Origin of the sequence: Kushneria marisflavi (genome assembly GCF_002157205.1) — a bacterium.
In the GTDB taxonomy this organism is placed as follows: Bacteria; Pseudomonadota; Gammaproteobacteria; order Pseudomonadales; family Halomonadaceae; genus Kushneria; species Kushneria marisflavi.
Window position 1 is genome coordinate 1010097 of record NZ_CP021358.1, and the last position, 18069, is coordinate 1028165.

The 18069-nt window shown below is 56.6% G+C and carries 17 protein-coding genes, 1 tRNA gene and 1 pseudogene; 11 read left to right on the forward strand and 8 right to left on the reverse strand.

Annotated elements, in window-relative coordinates:
- Nucleotides 1-68: 68 nt before the first annotated feature.
- The gene (locus B9H00_RS04720; RefSeq protein ID WP_086899671.1) at nt 69-734 is read right to left on the reverse strand and encodes a DUF2959 domain-containing protein; all 666 of its coding nucleotides are present in this window, start codon (nt 732-734) and stop codon (nt 69-71) included.
- 16 nt (nt 735-750) lie between these two features.
- Nucleotides 751-1950, reverse strand: coding sequence for an enoyl-ACP reductase FabV (fabV, locus tag B9H00_RS04725; RefSeq protein ID WP_086901705.1), 1200 nt, complete (start codon nt 1948-1950; stop codon nt 751-753).
- A gap of 241 nt (nt 1951-2191) precedes the next feature.
- On the opposite strand from fabV, the gene B9H00_RS04730 reads away from it, so the two are divergent.
- Nucleotides 2192-2605, forward strand: a complete 414-nt coding sequence (locus B9H00_RS04730) for a DUF7079 family protein (protein WP_086622069.1) — start codon at nt 2192-2194, stop codon at nt 2603-2605.
- A gap of 73 nt (nt 2606-2678) precedes the next feature.
- Here B9H00_RS04730 and B9H00_RS04735 read toward each other — a convergent pair whose 3' ends face one another.
- A complete protein-coding gene (locus B9H00_RS04735) occupies nt 2679-5147 on the reverse strand; it encodes a mechanosensitive ion channel domain-containing protein (RefSeq protein ID WP_236944354.1) in 2469 nt (822 codons plus the stop codon).
- 347 nt (nt 5148-5494) lie between these two features.
- Here B9H00_RS04735 and B9H00_RS04740 point away from each other — a divergent pair, with 347 nt between their 5' ends.
- From B9H00_RS04740 to dgcA, 3 genes are all read left to right on the forward strand, one after another.
- Nucleotides 5495-6409, forward strand: coding sequence for a LysR family transcriptional regulator (locus tag B9H00_RS04740; RefSeq protein ID WP_086899673.1), 915 nt, complete (start codon nt 5495-5497; stop codon nt 6407-6409).
- Between the two features lie 87 nt (nt 6410-6496).
- Nucleotides 6497-7531, forward strand: a complete 1035-nt coding sequence (gene dgcN, locus B9H00_RS04745; protein ID WP_086899674.1) for an N-acetyltransferase DgcN — start codon at nt 6497-6499, stop codon at nt 7529-7531.
- Nucleotides 7531-8508 carry an N-acetyl-D-Glu racemase DgcA gene (gene dgcA, locus B9H00_RS04750; RefSeq protein ID WP_086899675.1) on the forward strand — a complete coding sequence of 326 codons (978 nt, stop codon included), beginning with the start codon at nt 7531-7533 and terminating at the stop codon, nt 8506-8508. Before dgcN ends, dgcA begins: the two co-directional genes overlap by 1 nt.
- A 43-nt stretch (nt 8509-8551) precedes the next feature.
- On the opposite strand, the gene B9H00_RS04755 is transcribed toward dgcA, so the two are convergent.
- Complete coding sequence (locus B9H00_RS04755) at nt 8552-9049, reverse strand: NUDIX hydrolase (RefSeq protein WP_086899676.1); 498 nt, start codon at nt 9047-9049, stop codon at nt 8552-8554.
- 639 nt (nt 9050-9688) lie between these two features.
- Between B9H00_RS04755 and B9H00_RS04760 the strand changes: the two genes are divergently transcribed.
- The 3 genes and pseudogenes from B9H00_RS04760 to B9H00_RS17105 all read left to right on the forward strand — a co-directional run bounded on the left by B9H00_RS04760 (nt 9689) and on the right by B9H00_RS17105 (nt 10629).
- Nucleotides 9689-10033: a DUF883 family protein gene (locus tag B9H00_RS04760; protein WP_086899677.1), complete on the forward strand. Its 345-nt coding sequence runs from the start codon at nt 9689-9691 to the stop codon at nt 10031-10033.
- Nucleotides 10034-10219: 186 nt separating this feature from the next.
- A pseudogene (locus B9H00_RS17190) lies at nt 10220-10312 on the forward strand (universal stress protein); the annotation flags it as partial.
- A gap of 83 nt (nt 10313-10395) precedes the next feature.
- Complete coding sequence (locus tag B9H00_RS17105) at nt 10396-10629, forward strand: universal stress protein (RefSeq protein WP_086899678.1); 234 nt, start codon at nt 10396-10398, stop codon at nt 10627-10629.
- A gap of 63 nt (nt 10630-10692) precedes the next feature.
- Here the strand turns inward: B9H00_RS17105 and B9H00_RS17120 are convergent, their stop codons facing one another.
- The 4 genes from B9H00_RS17120 to B9H00_RS04785 form a co-directional block, all read right to left on the reverse strand.
- Complete coding sequence (locus B9H00_RS17120; RefSeq protein ID WP_257789417.1) at nt 10693-10827, reverse strand: hypothetical protein; 135 nt, start codon at nt 10825-10827, stop codon at nt 10693-10695.
- A gap of 179 nt (nt 10828-11006) precedes the next feature.
- Complete coding sequence (locus B9H00_RS04775; RefSeq protein ID WP_157663182.1) at nt 11007-12017, reverse strand: acyltransferase family protein; 1011 nt, start codon at nt 12015-12017, stop codon at nt 11007-11009.
- A gap of 340 nt (nt 12018-12357) precedes the next feature.
- On the reverse strand, nt 12358-13089 hold the full coding sequence (locus B9H00_RS04780; protein ID WP_236944355.1) for a Crp/Fnr family transcriptional regulator: 732 nt from the start codon (nt 13087-13089) through the stop codon (nt 12358-12360).
- A 119-nt stretch (nt 13090-13208) separates the two neighbouring features.
- Nucleotides 13209-13296, reverse strand: a tRNA-Leu gene (locus tag B9H00_RS04785).
- Nucleotides 13297-13405: 109 nt separating this feature from the next.
- On the opposite strand from B9H00_RS04785, the gene queA reads away from it, so the two are divergent.
- The 4 genes from queA (at nt 13406) to secD (ending at nt 18067) form a co-directional block, all read left to right on the forward strand.
- Entirely contained in the window at nt 13406-14446 is a 1041-nt protein-coding gene (gene queA, locus B9H00_RS04790) for a tRNA preQ1(34) S-adenosylmethionine ribosyltransferase-isomerase QueA (RefSeq protein WP_086899681.1), read from the forward strand.
- A gap of 75 nt (nt 14447-14521) precedes the next feature.
- Nucleotides 14522-15640, forward strand: a complete 1119-nt coding sequence (gene tgt, locus B9H00_RS04795; RefSeq protein WP_425323816.1) for a tRNA guanosine(34) transglycosylase Tgt — start codon at nt 14522-14524, stop codon at nt 15638-15640.
- Nucleotides 15641-15691: 51 nt separating this feature from the next.
- Nucleotides 15692-16030 carry a preprotein translocase subunit YajC gene (gene yajC, locus B9H00_RS04800; protein ID WP_086899683.1) on the forward strand — a complete coding sequence of 113 codons (339 nt, stop codon included), beginning with the start codon at nt 15692-15694 and terminating at the stop codon, nt 16028-16030.
- A gap of 192 nt (nt 16031-16222) precedes the next feature.
- Nucleotides 16223-18067 (forward strand): protein translocase subunit SecD, encoded by a 1845-nt coding sequence (gene secD, locus B9H00_RS04805; RefSeq protein WP_086899684.1) that lies wholly within the window; start codon nt 16223-16225, stop codon nt 18065-18067.
- Nucleotides 18068-18069 lie beyond the last annotated feature (2 nt).

Here is an 18069-nt window from a genome sequence, read left to right on the forward strand (position 1 = left end):
TTCGGCTTTTCAGGATAAAAAAAGGCAGCCCTGAGGGCTGCCTTTTATGAGGGGGACGAAAGGGCGTATCAATCCACGGGCGTCATACCATCGATAAAACGATTGGAGCGTTCGATTGAGGCCTGCATCTCGCGCCTGAGGGTGGCAATCTGCGTTTCAAGCTGATTGACCTCCCCTTTTAACGCACCGATGGCGCGTGCATTAAGGTTGTGCTTGAGAAACAGTACATTGTCATGCATGGCCGTCAGAACCGGTGGCATCGTATCTTCAGCGCGGTGCATGGCATCGAGCATCTCACCGTAGCGCTGACGTGTCTGCTCAAGTTCACGCTCGCTCTGACGCCGGTAGGTCTGGTTCTGATACTGATCCAGTTCGCCTTCCCACTCCCTGAAAAGCGCCTGCGCTACGCTTTCAATGGCGTCGATGCGCTGACTGACACGCTCGGCCGCGGCCTGGCTGCGCTCGTAGTCGGACTCGAGCTCGCCATAGGTTCGGGACAGTTTGCTCTCTGGCACCGTCACCACACTCTGATAGCGCTCCAGTGCCGAGGAAAATTGCTCATCGGCTTCCTGCTGAGCATCACGGGCGGCGATAACACGATCGGACAGGATATCGCGCTTGTGCACGCCGGCCTGTTCCATGACGTCATAATAGGCACTCTGACAACCTGAAAGCGTCAGAGTCGCCAGCAGTACCGCTGAAGGGACCCATGTCGTCAGACGTGTATGTCTCATTAGCGCCATGGAAGCCTCAGAGTTGAATCACGTCGAAATCGACCTTCGGATTGACGTCAGCATCGTAATCGACGTCATCACGGTCGAAACCGAACAGCTTGAGAAACTCATGCTTGTAGCCGGCGTAGTCAGTCATCTCAAAAACGTTATCGCTGGTAACCTTCGGCCACAGCGCCTTGCACTCATCCTGCACGTCATCACGCAGTTCGCGATCATCCAGACGCATGCGGCCGGCGTCATCCAGAGCCGGGCTCTGGCCGACAGTCAGGTGCTCATGGAACAGCCGGTTGAGCTGATCGATCGTGCCTTCATGCAGATTCTTCTCTTTCATGATGCGATAGACCATGGAGATGTAGAGCGGCATGACCGGAATGGCGGCACTGGCCTGGGTGACCACGGACTTGAGCACGGCAACGTTGGCATGGCCGCCCTTTTCGCTCAAGCGGGTGTCGAGTGCCTGCGCCGCACGATCGAGATCTTCCTTGGCCTTGCCCAGCGAGCCGTGCCAGTAGATCGGCCAGGTGATTTCGGTGCCGATATAGCTGAAGGCCACCGTGCTGGCGCCTTCGGCCAGCACGCCGGCCTGATCAAGCGCGTCGATCCAGAGCTCCCAGTCCTCACCACCCATGACGCGAATGGTATTGTCGATCTCTTCCTGTGACGCCGGCTCGACCGAGGCCTCGATGATCTGATCCTTGTTGGTATCCAGCGCCGTGGCTCGATAGGTCTCACCGATCGGCTTGAGGGCTGACTTGACGACTTCACCGCTGTCGGGAAGCTTGCGCACCGGTGATGCCAGCGAATAGACCACCAGATCGATCTGACCACCCATCTCGCCTTTGATCATCTCGATGGCCTGATCGCGCGTTTCATGGGCGAAGGCATCACCGTTGATCGAACGGCTATAGAGCCCTTCAGCACTGGCCAGCCGATCAAAGGCTGCCGAGTTATACCAGCCTGCCGATCCCGGGCGGGTTTCGGTACCCGGCTTTTCAAAGAAAACGCCCAGCGTATCGGCACCACATCCGAAGGCGGCAGTGATACGTGCCGACAGGCCATAACCGGTAGAGGCACCGATGACCAGAACCTTTTTCGGACCGCCTTCGATGGTGCCGCGCGAGCGAGTGATCTCGATCTGCTCGCGCACGTTCTGCTCGCAGCCGACCGGATGGGTTGTCGTACAGATAAAACCGCGAACCTTGGGATGGATAACCACACTCACCTCTACTTGCCTGAAAGATAAACGAACGGCATCTCAATGAATGAAATGCCCTCCCGTCATGCTGCATCAATGCTGGCCGGGCCACCGAGTGTCCCGTAATACTCAAAATTGAGTCATGACGACCTGACGCGTATTTTACCGGGTACGGGCGCAGGTGTCCGCACACGCCGGAACCAATGTTTCTTAACCACCTCAATACTGCAGGGTGAAAACGGTGTCATCTTCACATGACAACATGAATGACCCACAGCGTCTGCTCGATCATCGTCGTGACCTCTGGATGGCGCTGGCACCGCTGTGGCTGGATCGAGAACCGGGTGAGCGCGACTATGCCCGTATGGCCGATGTCATCGAGCGATATGATTTCACCACGGACGAGCTCGAGCGCATCTATCGTGTCGAGATGTCACCGGTGCTGGTTCGCCACCAGGTGTCACTGGCCGGAGAGTGGCGCGCCTTCGATGAAGATCGACTGCTTCGTCAATTGACCTTCCATGTCTGGAAGCTGACTCGCTGGCGCCGCGGTTTCTGGCTGCTTTTTTCCGGCCTGACCACCATGATGACGCGCCACCGTTACAACATGCTCATGGATGTCGTGCTGACCCGGCGCAGAATGGCCGCCGAGCAGGACGCCGCTTCCGGCGATTAAACCATCGTCATGACATGCGCAAAAAAAGGGGCATCCACTGGATGCCCCTGTCGTTACTGACGATCACGCCGGTTTAACGATCGACGTCGTTATCTCCCTCGCCCTCGTCATTATCCTCATCCGGCAGCTTTTCGTTTTCCTTCAGGCGACTGCGCTCGGCCTCCCCTCTGGAAACGGTCTTGGCACTCTTTTGTGATGGCGTCTGACCTGCCGCGCCGGCCTGCCCCTCTTCCACCACGTATTCGTCGAGGACGTGAACGTTGGCCGGCGGTGCGCCGCCATTCTTGTCCTGACCGAAATAGAGCGTGGTATGTGGGTACGGAATCTCGATACCGGCCGCATCGAAATGCTTCTTGACCAGGCGATTGAACGCACGTCCAACCCCCCACTGTGTGCCGGGCTTGGTCTTGATCATGATGCGGATATTGACCGCGCTGTCGCCCAGCGACACCACGCCCGGTACGGCCATGTCATCGATGATGTTGACGGCCTGATCGGGGTTTTCCCGCAGCTCATCAAAGGCCTTGTGCAGATGGTGAATGGCGTCATCCACATTTTCACGATAGGCGATGCCGTACTCGCCCACATGGTAGGCAAAGTCACGCATGTAGTTGGAGACCGTATCCACTGAGGAGAACGGAATCACGTGGAAGGTACCATCCAGTGACCGCAGCCCTACCGAGCGAATGGTAATTTTCTCGGCCGTACCGGTCAGACCGGCCACGCCCACCACATCCCCGGTATTCATGGCATTTTCAAGCTGGATGAACACACCAGTGATGATGTCCTGTACCAGCTTCTGAGCGCCAAAGCCGATGGCCAGGCCCACGACACCGGCACCGGCGATCAACGGCCCGATATTGATGCCGATCTGGGACAGCACAATCAGAAGGGTCATCGTCACGATCAGGATCAGGATCGCATTGCGAAACAGTGACAGCAGTGTTTGTTCACGAGCGCTTGGCGCAGAGGCGGCACTCAGGCGGTGCTCAATGAAGCTTGCAACTACCGTCCAGACCAGCGTGGCAATGAGCAGAATGATCGCCACATGCACGATCATGCCGATGGTTTCGGCGCCGCTATCAGACGTCAGCCAGCCCGGCAGATCAAAGGCCTTCCACGCGTCCAGTACCGTCAGGATCACGAAGATACCCAGCAGAATGCGAATGCCTCTCAGCGCCTTGGGCACGTAGGAGTTGATCCGCGCTTCCAGCTGCGGCAGACGCTCACGAAGCCCCTCGGAGAGATGGATACGACGTGACAGAGCGATGGTCAGAAGCGACGAAATCAGGATACCGATCCCGACGGCCAACAGGGTCTGCACGGTCGCGTGCGCCATGAACGGCAGTGCTTCTGCTGGCTGCAATTGGCTGACAACCAGCAGTACGGTGAAGTAAGCCAGCGCGAACAGATGCCAGACCCGACCCAGAATACGCAGCAGGGTGCTGAAGAAGGCAAAGTTGCTCTCGTCGGCACGACCATTGAGGTTATCACGCAGTGTCTTGCGGTTTTTCAGAATGACGCGCACCGCGTAGATGTAGACCCCAATCATGATCAGCAAACTCAGGATCTGCCCCACCGCCGGTGACAGCATGGCATTGACCATCGGTACCGCCACCATCAAACCATAACCGGTAATGCCTACCAGACGCGCCAGCCAGCGATTCCAGTACGACGCCGTCTCGCTCGACATGGCAAAAAGGCGCAGAGAATCATAGCGGGTCGAAAACACCATTCTGATCAGCGCCTTGACGATCTCAACGATGACAAAGGCATTGATGAACAGGGATTCAGCCCGGCCAATCTCGCCCGCTTCGCCGGCAAAGAACAGACTGATCACGTAGCCCACGGCGCCGGCCAGCAAAATCACGACAACATCAATTAAAAGCGCGCCGAGTACGGCACTCCAGCGCTTGAGCAGTGCTCCAGCGGCCTGCTTTTGTTCCTTCTCGTCCAGCGTCTGCTGAGCTTCCTCATCTCCTGCCTCGATCGGTGGTGCTGAAGCAGGAGCAGGCCGACGTGCAACCCACGCATTGATACGCTGATAGATGCGAGCCACCAGAGCCCGAAAGACATAAAAGGCGACAACCGTTGAGGCTACGGCAATACCGAAGGCCAGCAGGATAGTGCCCCAGAGCGCCCAGGGCAGCCCGGCGCCTTCGCCATCTCCGGCACTACGGAAAGCCGCGATGGCATTGGTGACATCCTCGGCAACCCCCTGAGCAAAGCCCTGGGTCATGTTCGCAATACGTCCGCCCAATGACTGCTGTTCGGCCGGCACGTCGGCTACGGCGGCAGCATCGCTGCTCTTCTCGGCTGAAGGCGCCTCACCCTGCGCAAGACTGCGCAGCTGCGAGATCATTTCGTTACGCGTTTGCTCATTTTCCAGCAGATCCGCCAGCGCCGCATAGGAGGGTTGCTCGGAAGATTGAGAAGATGCCCCTTCTGCCTGGGGGCTTGCCATTGCGGCTACCGACATCGTGCTCAACAAGAGCACCATCAGAGGTAGCCGAAGCCAATAAAACAGCCTCGTTAAAGCCACGTGTATTCTCCATGGTCATATCAGATAGGTACCGTCGGGCCCGAAAACCCCTTTGCGGCGCACAAGCTTTCATAACCTGGTACAAAAGGCCAGTGCTTTCAAAACGCTGACCAGAGTCTATCGTCCAGGCCTGCTTGTCACCAGAGCGGTCTGCCATGAGCACATTCTGATGCAGGCCCTGCTTCAATCATCAGCGCCCATGAAAAATACCGTCAGGCTCTCTGAAACACGCCACCGCATTTTTGAATGCGCTGGCTCATTGGTATACCCATGCCTCTCAAGCCGGTAATGCACGTGGCACTGACAGTCGGCATCATGGATGAACCCCTCGCCAATGTGGCCTCAACATGAAACTGCGTCATATCGAAGTCTTCCATGCCCTGATCAGTTGCGGCAGTGTCAGTGCAGCCGCTCGAAGACTTAATGTTTCCCAGCCCAACGTCACGCGTACGCTGGCTCACGCCGAAACCACGCTGGGCGTTCGTCTGTTCGAGCGTCATCCGCGTGGGCTGACCCCCACACCGGAAGCGCTGCGGTTATGGCCTGCCATCGAGGCGGCGGTCAAGCAACTGGATGTGGTGGATCAACTGGGCCGCCAGCTCTCCCACGGCGTGGATCAACATCTGCGACTCGGGGCGTCCCATGCGCCCGGGCACCTGGTCATGCCCGGAGCACTCATTGCCCTTCAACGCCGGCTCCCGGCGCTTGAGATCGAGCTGGTCACTTCGCATTTCTCCACCCTGTGTGATGAACTGCTGTCCCATCGACTGGACATGGCACTGGCGTTTGAACAGCCGGCCCCTGAAGGAATCGAGTGCGAGCATCTGATGCGTGCGCCCATGAAGGCCCTGTTGCCGCCGGATATGGACGCTCCGACACATGCCACGCTTGAATGGCTCAATGCGAACGGCCTGATTCTGATGCCGGAAGAGGATCCGCTGGGCACGTTACTCGGACAGGCCCTTCAGGCCGAGGGGCTGACGCCAGCCGCGCGCCTCCGGGTCAAGACCTACAGCGTGATTGCCGAGCTGGTCATCGCCGGTGGCGGGACGGGGATCGTCGATCCATTCACTGCCGAACGCTATCGTGACCGTTTACAGGTACTGCCGCTGACCCCTGAACTGAACATGAATGTGGCCCTGCTGAGGGCGCGTCATGTGCCCTGGCCCCATGCCGCGAATCAGCTAAGAACGCTACTGGTCGATCAACTGGCGATACATGCACAACGCTGGCAGACGGACTCGCCGCCTGGTATACGATGAAGTTATACCGAACCGACAAATCAGCATTCGAAGCTATGACCTTTTTCGTCGACACTGACTCACTTCTCTACATTCTCGGAGCCAGTGATGACGAGCCAGCCTTACCGCCCTGCCGACATTGTTTCACCCTACCTCCTGTTTCTGGGGGACATCGAAGATAGCGTCTCGGCCAAGATGGCCCGCGCCGTGGTCATCTGGCGTCCGGAAAAGGCTGTCGGTCAGCTGCGCATGACCGAGAAGACGGTCAGTGTCGGCATTGAGGACATCAGCATCGAAGAAGCCTGCGCCCGGGGCGCGCGAACGCTCGTGATCGGCGTGGCCAATTCGGGCGGCAAGCTTCCGGCACACTGGCGGGATGTGATATGTCAGGCCATTGAGCACGGTATGGATGTGGCCAGCGGCATGCATCAGCGCCTGGACGCCATTGAAGGGGTGGCCGAGCTGGCACGCGAGCACGGCGTCACGCTTCATGACATTCGTCATAGCCATCCGCCACTGGAGGTGGGGACCGGCGAGCCTCGCAGCGGCAAGCGAATACTGACCGTCGGCACTGACTGTTCATTGGGCAAGATGTTCAGCTCACTGGCACTGCAGCGCGGTCTTGAAGAGGCCGGTCTCAAGGCACGCTTTCGTGCCACCGGGCAGTGCGGGGTACTGGTGGCCGGTGAAGGCATTGCCATCGATGCCGTCATTGCCGATTTCATCTCTGGTGCCGTGGAGTGGCTAAGCCCTGCAGCCGCCGAGGATCAATGGGACGTTATCGAAGGTCAGGGCTCCTTATTCCATCCCGCTTACGCCGGCGTCAGTCTGGGATTGTTGCACGGTGCTCAGCCCGACTGCATCGTGATGTGTCATGAGCTGGGCAGGCCTCACATGCGCCATTTGCCCAACCGCCCGATGCCCGATATGGCCACCTGCATTGAAGCCAATCTGAGCGCTGCCCGCATCACCAATCCCAGGGTGCAGCTCGCCGGATTTTCCGTAAATACGTCTCAGGTGGATGAGGAAACGGCAAGACGCGAGCTGGAGGCACTGAGCCAGCAGTTTGGCGTTCCGGCTACCGACCCCATTCGCTTTGGTATCGAACCGCTGGTCACCGCCTTTACGACAGGAGCCGTGTAATGCGTACGCTCAAGCGTTATACCCAGACCTGGCTACTGGATCGCCCGTTCGTGATCGCGCGCGGTGCCAGCACGTCAATTGACATTATTCGCGTCGAAATTCACCAGGACGGCTTTGTGGGAATAGGCGAAAGCAAACCCACCCCTCGATATGGCCATAGTGCCGAATCGGTCATGGAAGAGATCGATGAAGTATCGCTGGCCATTGAGCAGGGCATTGATCGCAAGGCACTGCTTGAGCGGCTGCCGGCAGGCCCGGCGCGCAATGCGCTCGACTGTGCTCTGTGGTCGCTGGAGTGCGCGCTGGAAGGCACCACACCAACAGCGCGGCTGGGCCCCCCGATCGGACATGAAATTGTCACGGCCCATACCATTTCCATCGCAACGCCAGCAGAGATGGCCGAGGCAGCCCGACAGGAGCTGGCTCAGGGAGCAAGACTTTTAAAGATCAAGCTCAACGATGAGCAGGTTGTCGAACGGGTGCGTGCCGTAAGGGAAGCCGCGCCTGACGTACGTCTCATCATTGATGCCAATGAGGCGTGGGCACCGGAAAACGTGGAAGCCTGGTGCCGGGCGCTGGCAGAGCTTGACGTCGAAATGATCGAACAGCCCCTGCCTGCCGGAGAAGATGGCATTCTGGCTGATTTTGATCATCCGGTAGCGCTATGCGCCGATGAAAGCTGCCATACCCGAGAAGATATCGCTCGACTAAGCGACCGCTATGAGATGATCAACATCAAGCTTGATAAAAGCGGTGGACTGACAGAAGCTTTGGCGATGGTAGAAGAAGCCCGCAAACATGACATGGCCATCATGGTGGGCTGCATGCTGGGGACTTCCATGGCCATGCGGGCAGCACTGCCAGTGGCCGCCCACGCCGTTATTGTTGATCTGGATGGCCCGATCTGGTTATCAAGTGATGATGTCCCGTCGCTGGATTATCGCAACGGGTGGGTCAGGGAAACCCACGACACCTGAAAATTCAGGCGCCTGCCCACGGGTGGGCGCTCACGCCAGAAACTCACGACAAAAAACCCTGATCCATCAGGGCCTTTAGCACCTGCTGTGAATCGGGTGTTGCGTCCTGCACCGCCAGCGCCTCACTTAACGTCATCCATTCAATGGCTTCTACTTCGCTGGACTGAAGCGTTATGGGCTGATTGTGGTAGCGTGCGATAAAGACGCTGCCAAACGCGTTCATGCCCTCTTCAAAATGAAGCTTCAGGCACCAACTTAATGTGAGGGATAACCCCAGCTCTTCATGAAGCTCGCGCCGGGCCGCACTAGCCATGGATTCGCCGGCATCGACCACGCCCCCGGCACAAAGGTCGCGATACCCCGGAAAGATATCCTTGCAGAGGGTGCGCCGCTGTACACACAGCCGATCATGCTGATCAAGCACAAGGATATAAACGGCCCGATGCCATATTTTCAGCCGACGCATATCGCATCGACGCGCACTTCCCGCGGGCCGGTTCAGGGTATCCACAATCTGGACACGTGCTCGTGATGATCCCATGACAGCACTCTCCGAGAGTAAAGCGGACCATCTTACGCCTGAGCCTGGCGTATTCGAAGGCCGTCACCAGTACTGCCCGAAACACAGACACAAAAAAGGCCTCGATAAACGAAGCCAGCCAGAAACCGTCATGTGAAGACGACATCACGAGAAAAAGAGAGTTACGACGACAGGGAAGCATTGGCGGGTATTGCTCGTTGTGGCATCAGACGCCCTCCTTGGCGTCATCAAACACTCTTCCTTCCTGGAAGATTCTGCGCTAAGTGAAGGCTTCCTGCCTTCTGACTGCATCCTTGCAGCGCGAAAATAGTAACACTTGTAAAGGTGTTGTCTATATTTTTCAGCGCATCGCAGTTTTTTTATTTTCAAAAATCAATTTAACTCAAGAAAAGCCACCTTGTTGTACAGGTGCATTACAGGCATGACGGTCCATGACCATCCCCACGAAGATCAGGTCAATTGACCTGATCTGAACTACGCTTGAGTACAGTGTCCAATCAAGTCATGCAGGTCATGACAAACGCCAATTGTCTCTGCATAAACCAGAAAGACACCCATGTTTTCAGCCATCTGTACTGAGCACTACTCTTTTCAGTATTGATCTGAAACAAGCCTGACCACGTCAATGGAGGACATCCGATGGGCATTTTTTCATCCAGTGATAGCCGAGCGACTCGTCGACTCAAGGACTATGAAAAGGAACTGAACAAGCGTGGTGCACGCGCATTGGCACGCTATGAAGATGAGCTGGATTCCACGGGTCAAAAGGTACGCAGTCGTCTCAAGGGTGCAGGTGATCATCTTGGCCAGCGCTGGCATCAGGCTCGTGATCGAGTAGAAGATGAAGGTCACCGCGCCTGGGAGCTGACTGAAGAAGGTGCCCGTGACCTGGATCGTCATGTCCATGAAAATGCTTGGAGCTATATTGGCGCAGGTGCAGCGATCGGGCTGGTCGCCGGTCTTTTGCTGGGCCGTCGATTCTGATCGACGAAGCCTTTTGTACGCCCGCCCCTTCTGGTGCGGGCGTTTTAGTATCTGTCCTGCCCATACCGGTTTTTCCCCTATCATCCAATGGGCATGACAAGGCGCCAGTGGACATCGCGCTTTCGTTTTTATACTTGTCAAGCGCGCGATGACCATGACACGACACAAACAAAAGGAGGCCAATTGATGTATCGCACAATTCTCGTACCTCTGGATGGCTCCGGAAATGCCAATAAGGCACTGGATATCGCCGCGCATCTTGCACGTGCCAGCCATGCCAGACTCTATCTACTGCATGTCCCGGTCATTAACGAAAAGGATGACGCCACCCAGGCATCACCCCCCCCCGGAACAGTGCCGCCATGCAACTTATCGAGACGGCATTGGAAACCATCGACGCATCGGATCTCGACACCAGCATTCTTGTTCGCACGGGCGACCCGGCAGAAGTCATTGAACGTGAGGCACACCGACTGGACGCCGATGCCATCGTGATGGGATACAAGGGGTTGGGTAGAACCTCAAACGCTACAGGAGGCAGCGTCTCCCGTGCGGTCAATCATCGCGCTGCCTGCCGCGTGGTCACGGTAAGATAAAATTCAGGTGCCCACATGTGTTGCCGAACCATGCCGGGCATTCATGAATATTGCGGCGCACCTTCAGTGCCGAGAGCGTTTTTCCTCGCGCCAGCGCCGCAATATCTTGAAAAGCACCATGACCAGTAACGGGAAAAATAAAAGCGTCAGAATCGCGCCTGTCGTAATGAAGAAAAAGTGCAGTACGCCCTCGCTCATGAACACTCCGTGCCAGCCCGACAAGACATGACCGAAACACGCTTCCCGGTCATATGAATATCGACATTCTAGGGGCTTTCAGGGCTCGTTGCACTTGTCTACAAAAGCGCTCTTCCATTTAAAGACACATGACCGACTCGAAAGCCGGCCATGTCAATATACAGATATTCTAAAGAACTCTATTTGTAAGCAATCCCTGTATTACCGATACGCACCTCGGAACGAGCGGATGCCTTGCGATTGACCAATACATTGGCCGTAAAAAGCAGCGATACCAGTTTGCTTCGATTGTTCATCACGGCTGCCAGCGAGCTGACCGCCAACACGCCCAGGAAGTAAATCGGAAAAACCATGTCCGGATCACCCTGAACCACGCGCGCGAGAACGACAGGTACCACCCATGTAACAGGAAAATGCACAAGAAAAAGTACCAGCGAGTTGCGGCCAAACCACTCGAAGGGGCGCAGTGCCGGAGCCATCCATTTGAAAGTCACCACACGCAGCAGCACCAGTGTCATGGCCAATGCCAATGCCATGGAAATGGGCTGATAGGCACCGCCAGTAGTCACCAGGCCTTGATAGGCCATGACATACCAGGTCACCAGACCTGCCAGTGCCAGAACCGCCAGCCAGCTGGTACGTTCTATGAAGTGCTTGAAGGCTTCAAGATGATATCCAAGCACCCCCCCCAGAATGAAGAACGGAAGGTGAAAGATAAAGCGGTCAAATTCAGTATCTTTCAACACCAGATAAAGTGCCAGCGATCCCAGAATGGACACACTCCAGTGGAGTCTGAGAACGAAATAGGCAATCACATAATAGAAAAAGATATAATAAATGAACCACAGATAGGCCATGGGCTCGAAAAACAGTGAGTGCCAGAACTCAACTACCGGCTTGCCGTTAAAATGCGCTCGATATATGAACAGGCCATAGGAAACAATCGACCAGATAACATAAGGGTAAAGAATACCTGACAGCTTACCCTTGAAATAACGCCCGGCGCCCTTGCGCATAGAACCTGCCACCAGAAGACCTGACAGCAGCATCAGCGCCGGCATCCTGAAGGGCGAAAAATAACCATTGATTTGTGTAAAGATGGGATCAAGGTCATCGAACTTGAGCGCCATCGAGTCGGCACTATGTAAATAGACCACCATGGTAATGGCAAGCCCTCTCAGGGCATCCATCCACCTTATTCGACTCTTTTGTGACGCTGATGAAATAATTTCTCTGGCCATTACCGGACCCTCTGACAGACGATGCTGGCAGAGGAAGCTAATGTAAGAAAGAAATATAAAGTATGCTGATTCGCCAGTTCAAAAGGGAATTAACGCCCAAGCATCAAAAATAAAACAATAGTGACAACCGTCTCTACAATCAGACACTCCAGACACCTCGTTTTAACCATCAAATGGTATGACGTCAAAGCAATCGGAATATGGATTTAAGGTTAATTTTTTAATACTTTATTTTTTCAGCCGGGCCCTGGCGCCCAACGCCTTTTTCGAAAGCAACCACAACCGAGAATTAAACCTCTTTGCTCTTTGATTGCATCCGAAGATAGCCTTCCCTGAAATCAGAGAACATCTGCAACCGATCAATATCGGGGATGGTAATCTGATGCCGGTCACGATAAACCAGCGACTGCTCGCGTAGAGAAGAAAATACCCGGCTGACGTGAACCGGCGTTAACCCCATCAAATCGGCCAGCATCTGTTGCGATAACGGCAGCCTGAACTCGTTGAGCGCGCCACTGTTGGTTTTGGAAAGACGGCTGCGCGTCTCGCATAGAAAATGAGCCAGCCTGTTCTGAGCATTTCTGCGCCCCAGATTGACCATTCTCTCAACCAGCATGGATTGCTGAATGCCTGAAATGGCGAAGAAGGTACTGGTCAATCGGCCGGATTGCTCAAACACATTGTCCAGATGGCAATGGGGGAAGCGACAGAACGTACAATCCGTGATGGCATCCACGGTCGACTGATGTTCATGGAGTGCGTATTCACGAAGGCCGACCACGTCTCCGGGCATAAAGATATCCAGAATCATCCTGCTACCATCTTCCAGCACATAGCTGCTGTAGGCCCAGCCCTTGCTCAGCACGGCCATCTCATCGGCACGCTCGCCTTCCCGCCATAATGAATCACCGCTTTTCAGCTGTTCGGGAGACTTCTCAAGCGTATTCAAAAGCTCGACTTCCCAATCGGCCAGGTCAGCAAAATATTGAAAATGCTTAACCATGCAGCTTTGATGAGACACGTGGAATCTCCTCTGTCATGAGTGTTTAAAACAGATATTTCAGGCAAGAATACACGCCTCGCCGTGACAGATGGCAAGAAGCAGAGAGGAAAAACGAAAGAGGAGATATCGTAAAGAGGTGGTACCGGTGGTCGGACTCGAACCGACACGGAGTATTAGTCCGGCGGATTTTGAATCCGCTGCGTCTACCAATTTCGCCACACCGGCAGTGTTGCGCGAGGCGTATTATACGGCCCGTAGCCAACACGTCAATGACGTAGACCGGTCGCATCCGCTATCATGCCTGCCCCTTGATGACACCGACCCTTGATGAGCCATGCAGCGCGCCGACTTTCATTTTGATCTGCCCAACGAATTGATCGCCCGCTATCCCAGCGACCAGCGCAGTGACTGTCGTCTGCTGTGCGTCGATGGTGACAGCGGCCACCTTGAACACACGCGCTTCCCGCAGCTTCTGGACCATCTGGCGCCGGGGGATCTGGTGGTGTTCAACGATACCCGCGTCATTCCCGCACGACTTTTCGGTCAAAAGGAAAGTGGTGGGCGCGTCGAAATGCTGCTGGAACGTCCTCTGGATGCCTACCGTGGCCTCGCCCATCTGCGTGCCAGCAAGGCCCCAAAAATCGGCACTCGCCTCATCTTCGAAGGTGATGTTCACGCCGTGGTCGAGGGCCGACGCGACGCACTTTTCGAGCTGAGGTTTGAAGGGGATACGCCACTGGTTGCGCTGCTGGAAGCCCACGGCCACATGCCTCTGCCGCCGTATATCGAGCGCGAAGATGAGCATACCGACCGTGAACGCTATCAAACCGTTTACGCCCGCCACGACGGCGCGGTTGCCGCGCCGACCGCCGGCCTGCACTTTGATGACGCCATGCTTGAGGCAATGGAGGCACGTGGCATCGAGAAGGCGTTCGTAACGCTGCACGTCGGTGCCGGCACCTTTCAGCCGGTGCGGGTCGACAACATTCTCGAACATCACATGCACAGTGAATGGATCGAGGTCAGCGCGACCACCGCCGAACAGGTCCGCGCCGCACAGGATCGCGGCAACCGGGTCATTGCGGTGGGCACCACCAGCGTGCGCTGTCTGGAAAGTGCCTGCCAGCACTCGAGTCACGGCCGGATCGAGGCCTTCAGCGGCGATACGGATATTTTCATCTATCCGGGCTATCAATGGCAGTGCGTGGACAGCCTGATCACCAATTTCCACCTGCCGGAATCCACGCTTTTGATGCTGGTCTCCTCCTTTGCAGGATATGACCATGTCATGCAGGCGTATCAGGCAGCTGTAGACGAACGCTACGCCTTTTTCAGCTACGGCGACGCCATGTATCTCACCCGGCAGCGCGGCTGATCGGCCGTTGCAACATGCGTTCGTATTGATGACTTTCAAGTACCGACAGGATCTTTCATGAGACAGGACTGCTTCATGCGTTTTGAGCGCATGGCAACCGATGGCCGCGCCCGCCGAGGGCGATTGACCTTTCCTCGCGGCAGCGTCGAAACGCCCGCCTTCATGCCGGTAGGCACCTATGGCACCGTCAAGGGCATGACGCCGAAGGATGTCGAAGCCACCGGCGCCGATATCATTCTGGGCAACACCTTTCATCTGTGGCTGCGCCCGGGCACTGAGGTCATCGAAGCCCATGGTGATCTGCATGATTTTGCCCAGTGGCACAAGCCGATCCTGACCGACTCAGGCGGCTTTCAGGTCTTTTCGCTGGGAGACATGCGCAAGATCACCGAGGCCGGCGTTCATTTCCGCTCCCCGGTCGATGGCGTCAAAATCTTCATGGGGCCTGAAGAGTCGATGGCGGTTCAGCGCTCGCTGGGTTCCGACATCGTCATGATCTTTGATGAGTGCACGCCCTACCCGGCAACGTTTGAAGAAGCCAGAACCTCGATGGAGCTTTCCCTTCGCTGGGCGCAGCGCTCATTCGATGCCCATGGTGACTCCCCTTCTGCGCTCTTTGGCATCATTCAGGGCGGCATGTATCGGGAGCTGCGTGAACGCTCACTCGAAGGTCTTGAGCAGATCGGCTTTGACGGCCTGGCCATCGGCGGCCTGTCGGTCGGCGAGCCCAAGGAAGAGATGATCAAGGTGCTGGATTATCTGCCGGGCCTGATGCCGGATGACAAGCCACGCTATCTGATGGGCGTGGGCCGACCGGAAGATCTGGTCGAGGGTGTGCGACGCGGTGTCGACATGTTCGACTGCGTCATGCCGACCCGTAACGCCCGCAATGGCCATCTATTCACCTTCGATGGTGTCGTTCGCATTCGCAACGCGACCCACCGCCATGACACACGTCCTCTGGAAGAAGGCTGCGACTGCTATACCTGCCAGAACTTTTCGCGCAGTTACCTTCATCACCTGGATCGTTGCGGTGAAATGCTGGGTGCACAGCTCAACACCATCCATAATCTGCGACATTATCAGCAGCTGATGAGTGGTTTGCGCGGGGCTATCGAAGCGGGTACATTGGCGGACTTCGTGGCAGCGTTCTATGCGCGCCGGGGCCAGACGGTCCCGCCACTTGAGGCGTAAACGGCTTATAACAGAGCACCACTGAACAAGATCATTCCTAGAGGAAACCTCATGCTCGAGTACCTGATTCCGGCAGCCATGGCAGAAGGAGGCGCCGGTAGTGCCGGTGGCGCGGGTGCCATCGGTCAGATCGTCATGCTGGTCGGCTTTGTCCTGATTTTCTACTTCCTGCTTTGGCGTCCGCAGTCCAAGCGAGCCAAGGCACACAAGAAGTTGATGTCAGAGCTTTCCAAAGGCGACGAAGTCACTATCAGCGGCGGCCTTATGGGGCGTTTGACCAAGGTTGGTGACGAGTTCATCACTCTTGAAATCGCTGAAGGTACTGAAGTCAATGTTCAGAAAAGCTCGGTTATCAGCGTACTGCCCAAGGGCACACTGAAATCAATCTGAACACAGTAAAGGCAGGCGATCATTGCTGTCGTATCGGCGTGATCACTCCTGTCTGCGACGTATTGATGTACAACACGTCGCCTTCTGCCCGGGGCTCGTTCAGTGGTGATTGAACCATTGGTCGAGCCCTGTGGTCATTGATACGACCTCAAAAGCTCTCTTGAGCCACCAGCCAATCAGGACAGGGCCACGATGCTCAATCGTTATCCCCTCTGGAAGTATCTGCTGATACTCCTCGTGTTTATTGTGGGCGTTCTCTATGCACTGCCCAATCTCTATCCCAAGGACCCGGCCATTCAGATCAGCGCGGCCAATAGCGGTGCAAGCGTTGGCGGCAGCGAGATGGCCCGTGTCGATCAGATACTCGAGCAGGCAGGCATCGCCGTTAAATCAAGCGAGTCCGCCAATGGCACCGGTCTGATACGGCTGGAAAACAGCTCACAGCAGTCAGCCGCTCGTGATGCGGTCAGCAAGGCACTGGGACAGGGCTACACCGTCGCGCTCAATCTGGCCGACTCGACCCCGCAGTGGCTGCAGTCCATCGGTGCCAAGCCGATGAATCTGGGCCTTGATCTGCGTGGCGGCGTCCACTTCCTGCTGGAAGTCGACATGGATGCGGCCATTGATCAGCGTCTGGATGTCAACGCCAGCGCCATGCGCGAAGCGCTGCGCGGCGAGGGCATTCGTTATCGCAACAACACCACCGGCGATAACATCATCCGCTTTACCTTTGCCAATGCAGAGGACCGCAGTCAGGCAAGAGCGCTGCTCAGCCGCCAGTACAACGAATTTACCTTCGCCAATGAGGATGATGCAGGCCCGACGCTTGTCATGACGCTGACCGATCAGGCCGTCAACGACATCCAGGACTACGCCATCAATCAAAACCTCACCACCCTGCGCAATCGTGTCAACGAGCTGGGCGTATCCGAGCCGATCGTGCAGCGCCAGGGCCCCAACCGCATCGTGGTCGAGCTTCCAGGCGTACAGGACACGGCCGAGGCCAAGCGGATCGTGGGGGCCACGGCCAACCTCGAGTTCCGACTTGAGGCGTCCGACAGCACGAGCCCCGATCAGCAACAGGCATTCGAGTTCCGTAACGATGCCGGTCGCAAGGCGGCTCTGGAGCGCGATGTCATCATTACCGGTGATCGCGTCTCGAGTGCCAGCACCTCCTTTGATGACAGTGGCCGACCGCAGGTCAACATCAACCTGGATGGCCCCGGTGGCAGCCGCATGAATCGCGCCACGCGCGCCAACATCGGCCGTAACATGGCCGTGCTTTATATCGAGCACAAGACCCGCACCCGCACCGTGACCCGCGACGGCGAACAGGTCGAGGAGCGCGTGCCCTACACCGAGCGCGGTATCATCAGTCTGGCCACCATCCAGAGCGCACTGGGCAATCAGTTCCGCATCACCGGTCTGGATTCGCCGACCGAAGCCCGTGAACTGTCGCTGCTGCTACGCTCGGGCTCGCTGGCCGCACCCATCTACTTCGCACAGGAACGTACCATCGGGCCAAGCCTGGGCCAGCAGAACATTGATCGTGGTGTCATGTCGGTCATTGTTGGGCTGATTCTGGTGCTGGCCTTCATGATCGTGCGCTACAAGGGCTTTGGCCTGATCGCCAACATCGCACTGGCGGTCAACCTGACGCTTCTGATCGCGGCGATGTCGATTCTGGGGGCCACCCTGACCCTGCCGGGCATTGCCGGGATCGTGCTGACACTGGGCATGGCGGTCGATGCCAATGTGCTGGTGTTCGAGCGTATTCGCGAGGAGATACGCAGTCGATCGATACAGCAGGCCATTCATACCGGCTATGAACGCGCCTTCACGGCCATCCTGGATGCCAACATCACGACCCTGCTGGTGGCCGTCATCCTGTTTTCGATCGGCACCGGCCCCGTGAAGGGCTTTGCGGTCACGCTCTCGCTGGGCATTCTGACCTCGGTCTTTACCGGCGTCATGGTGAGCCGAGCCCTTACCAATCTTGTCGTGGGCGGCAAGTCGATCAAGAAACTGTGGATCTGAGG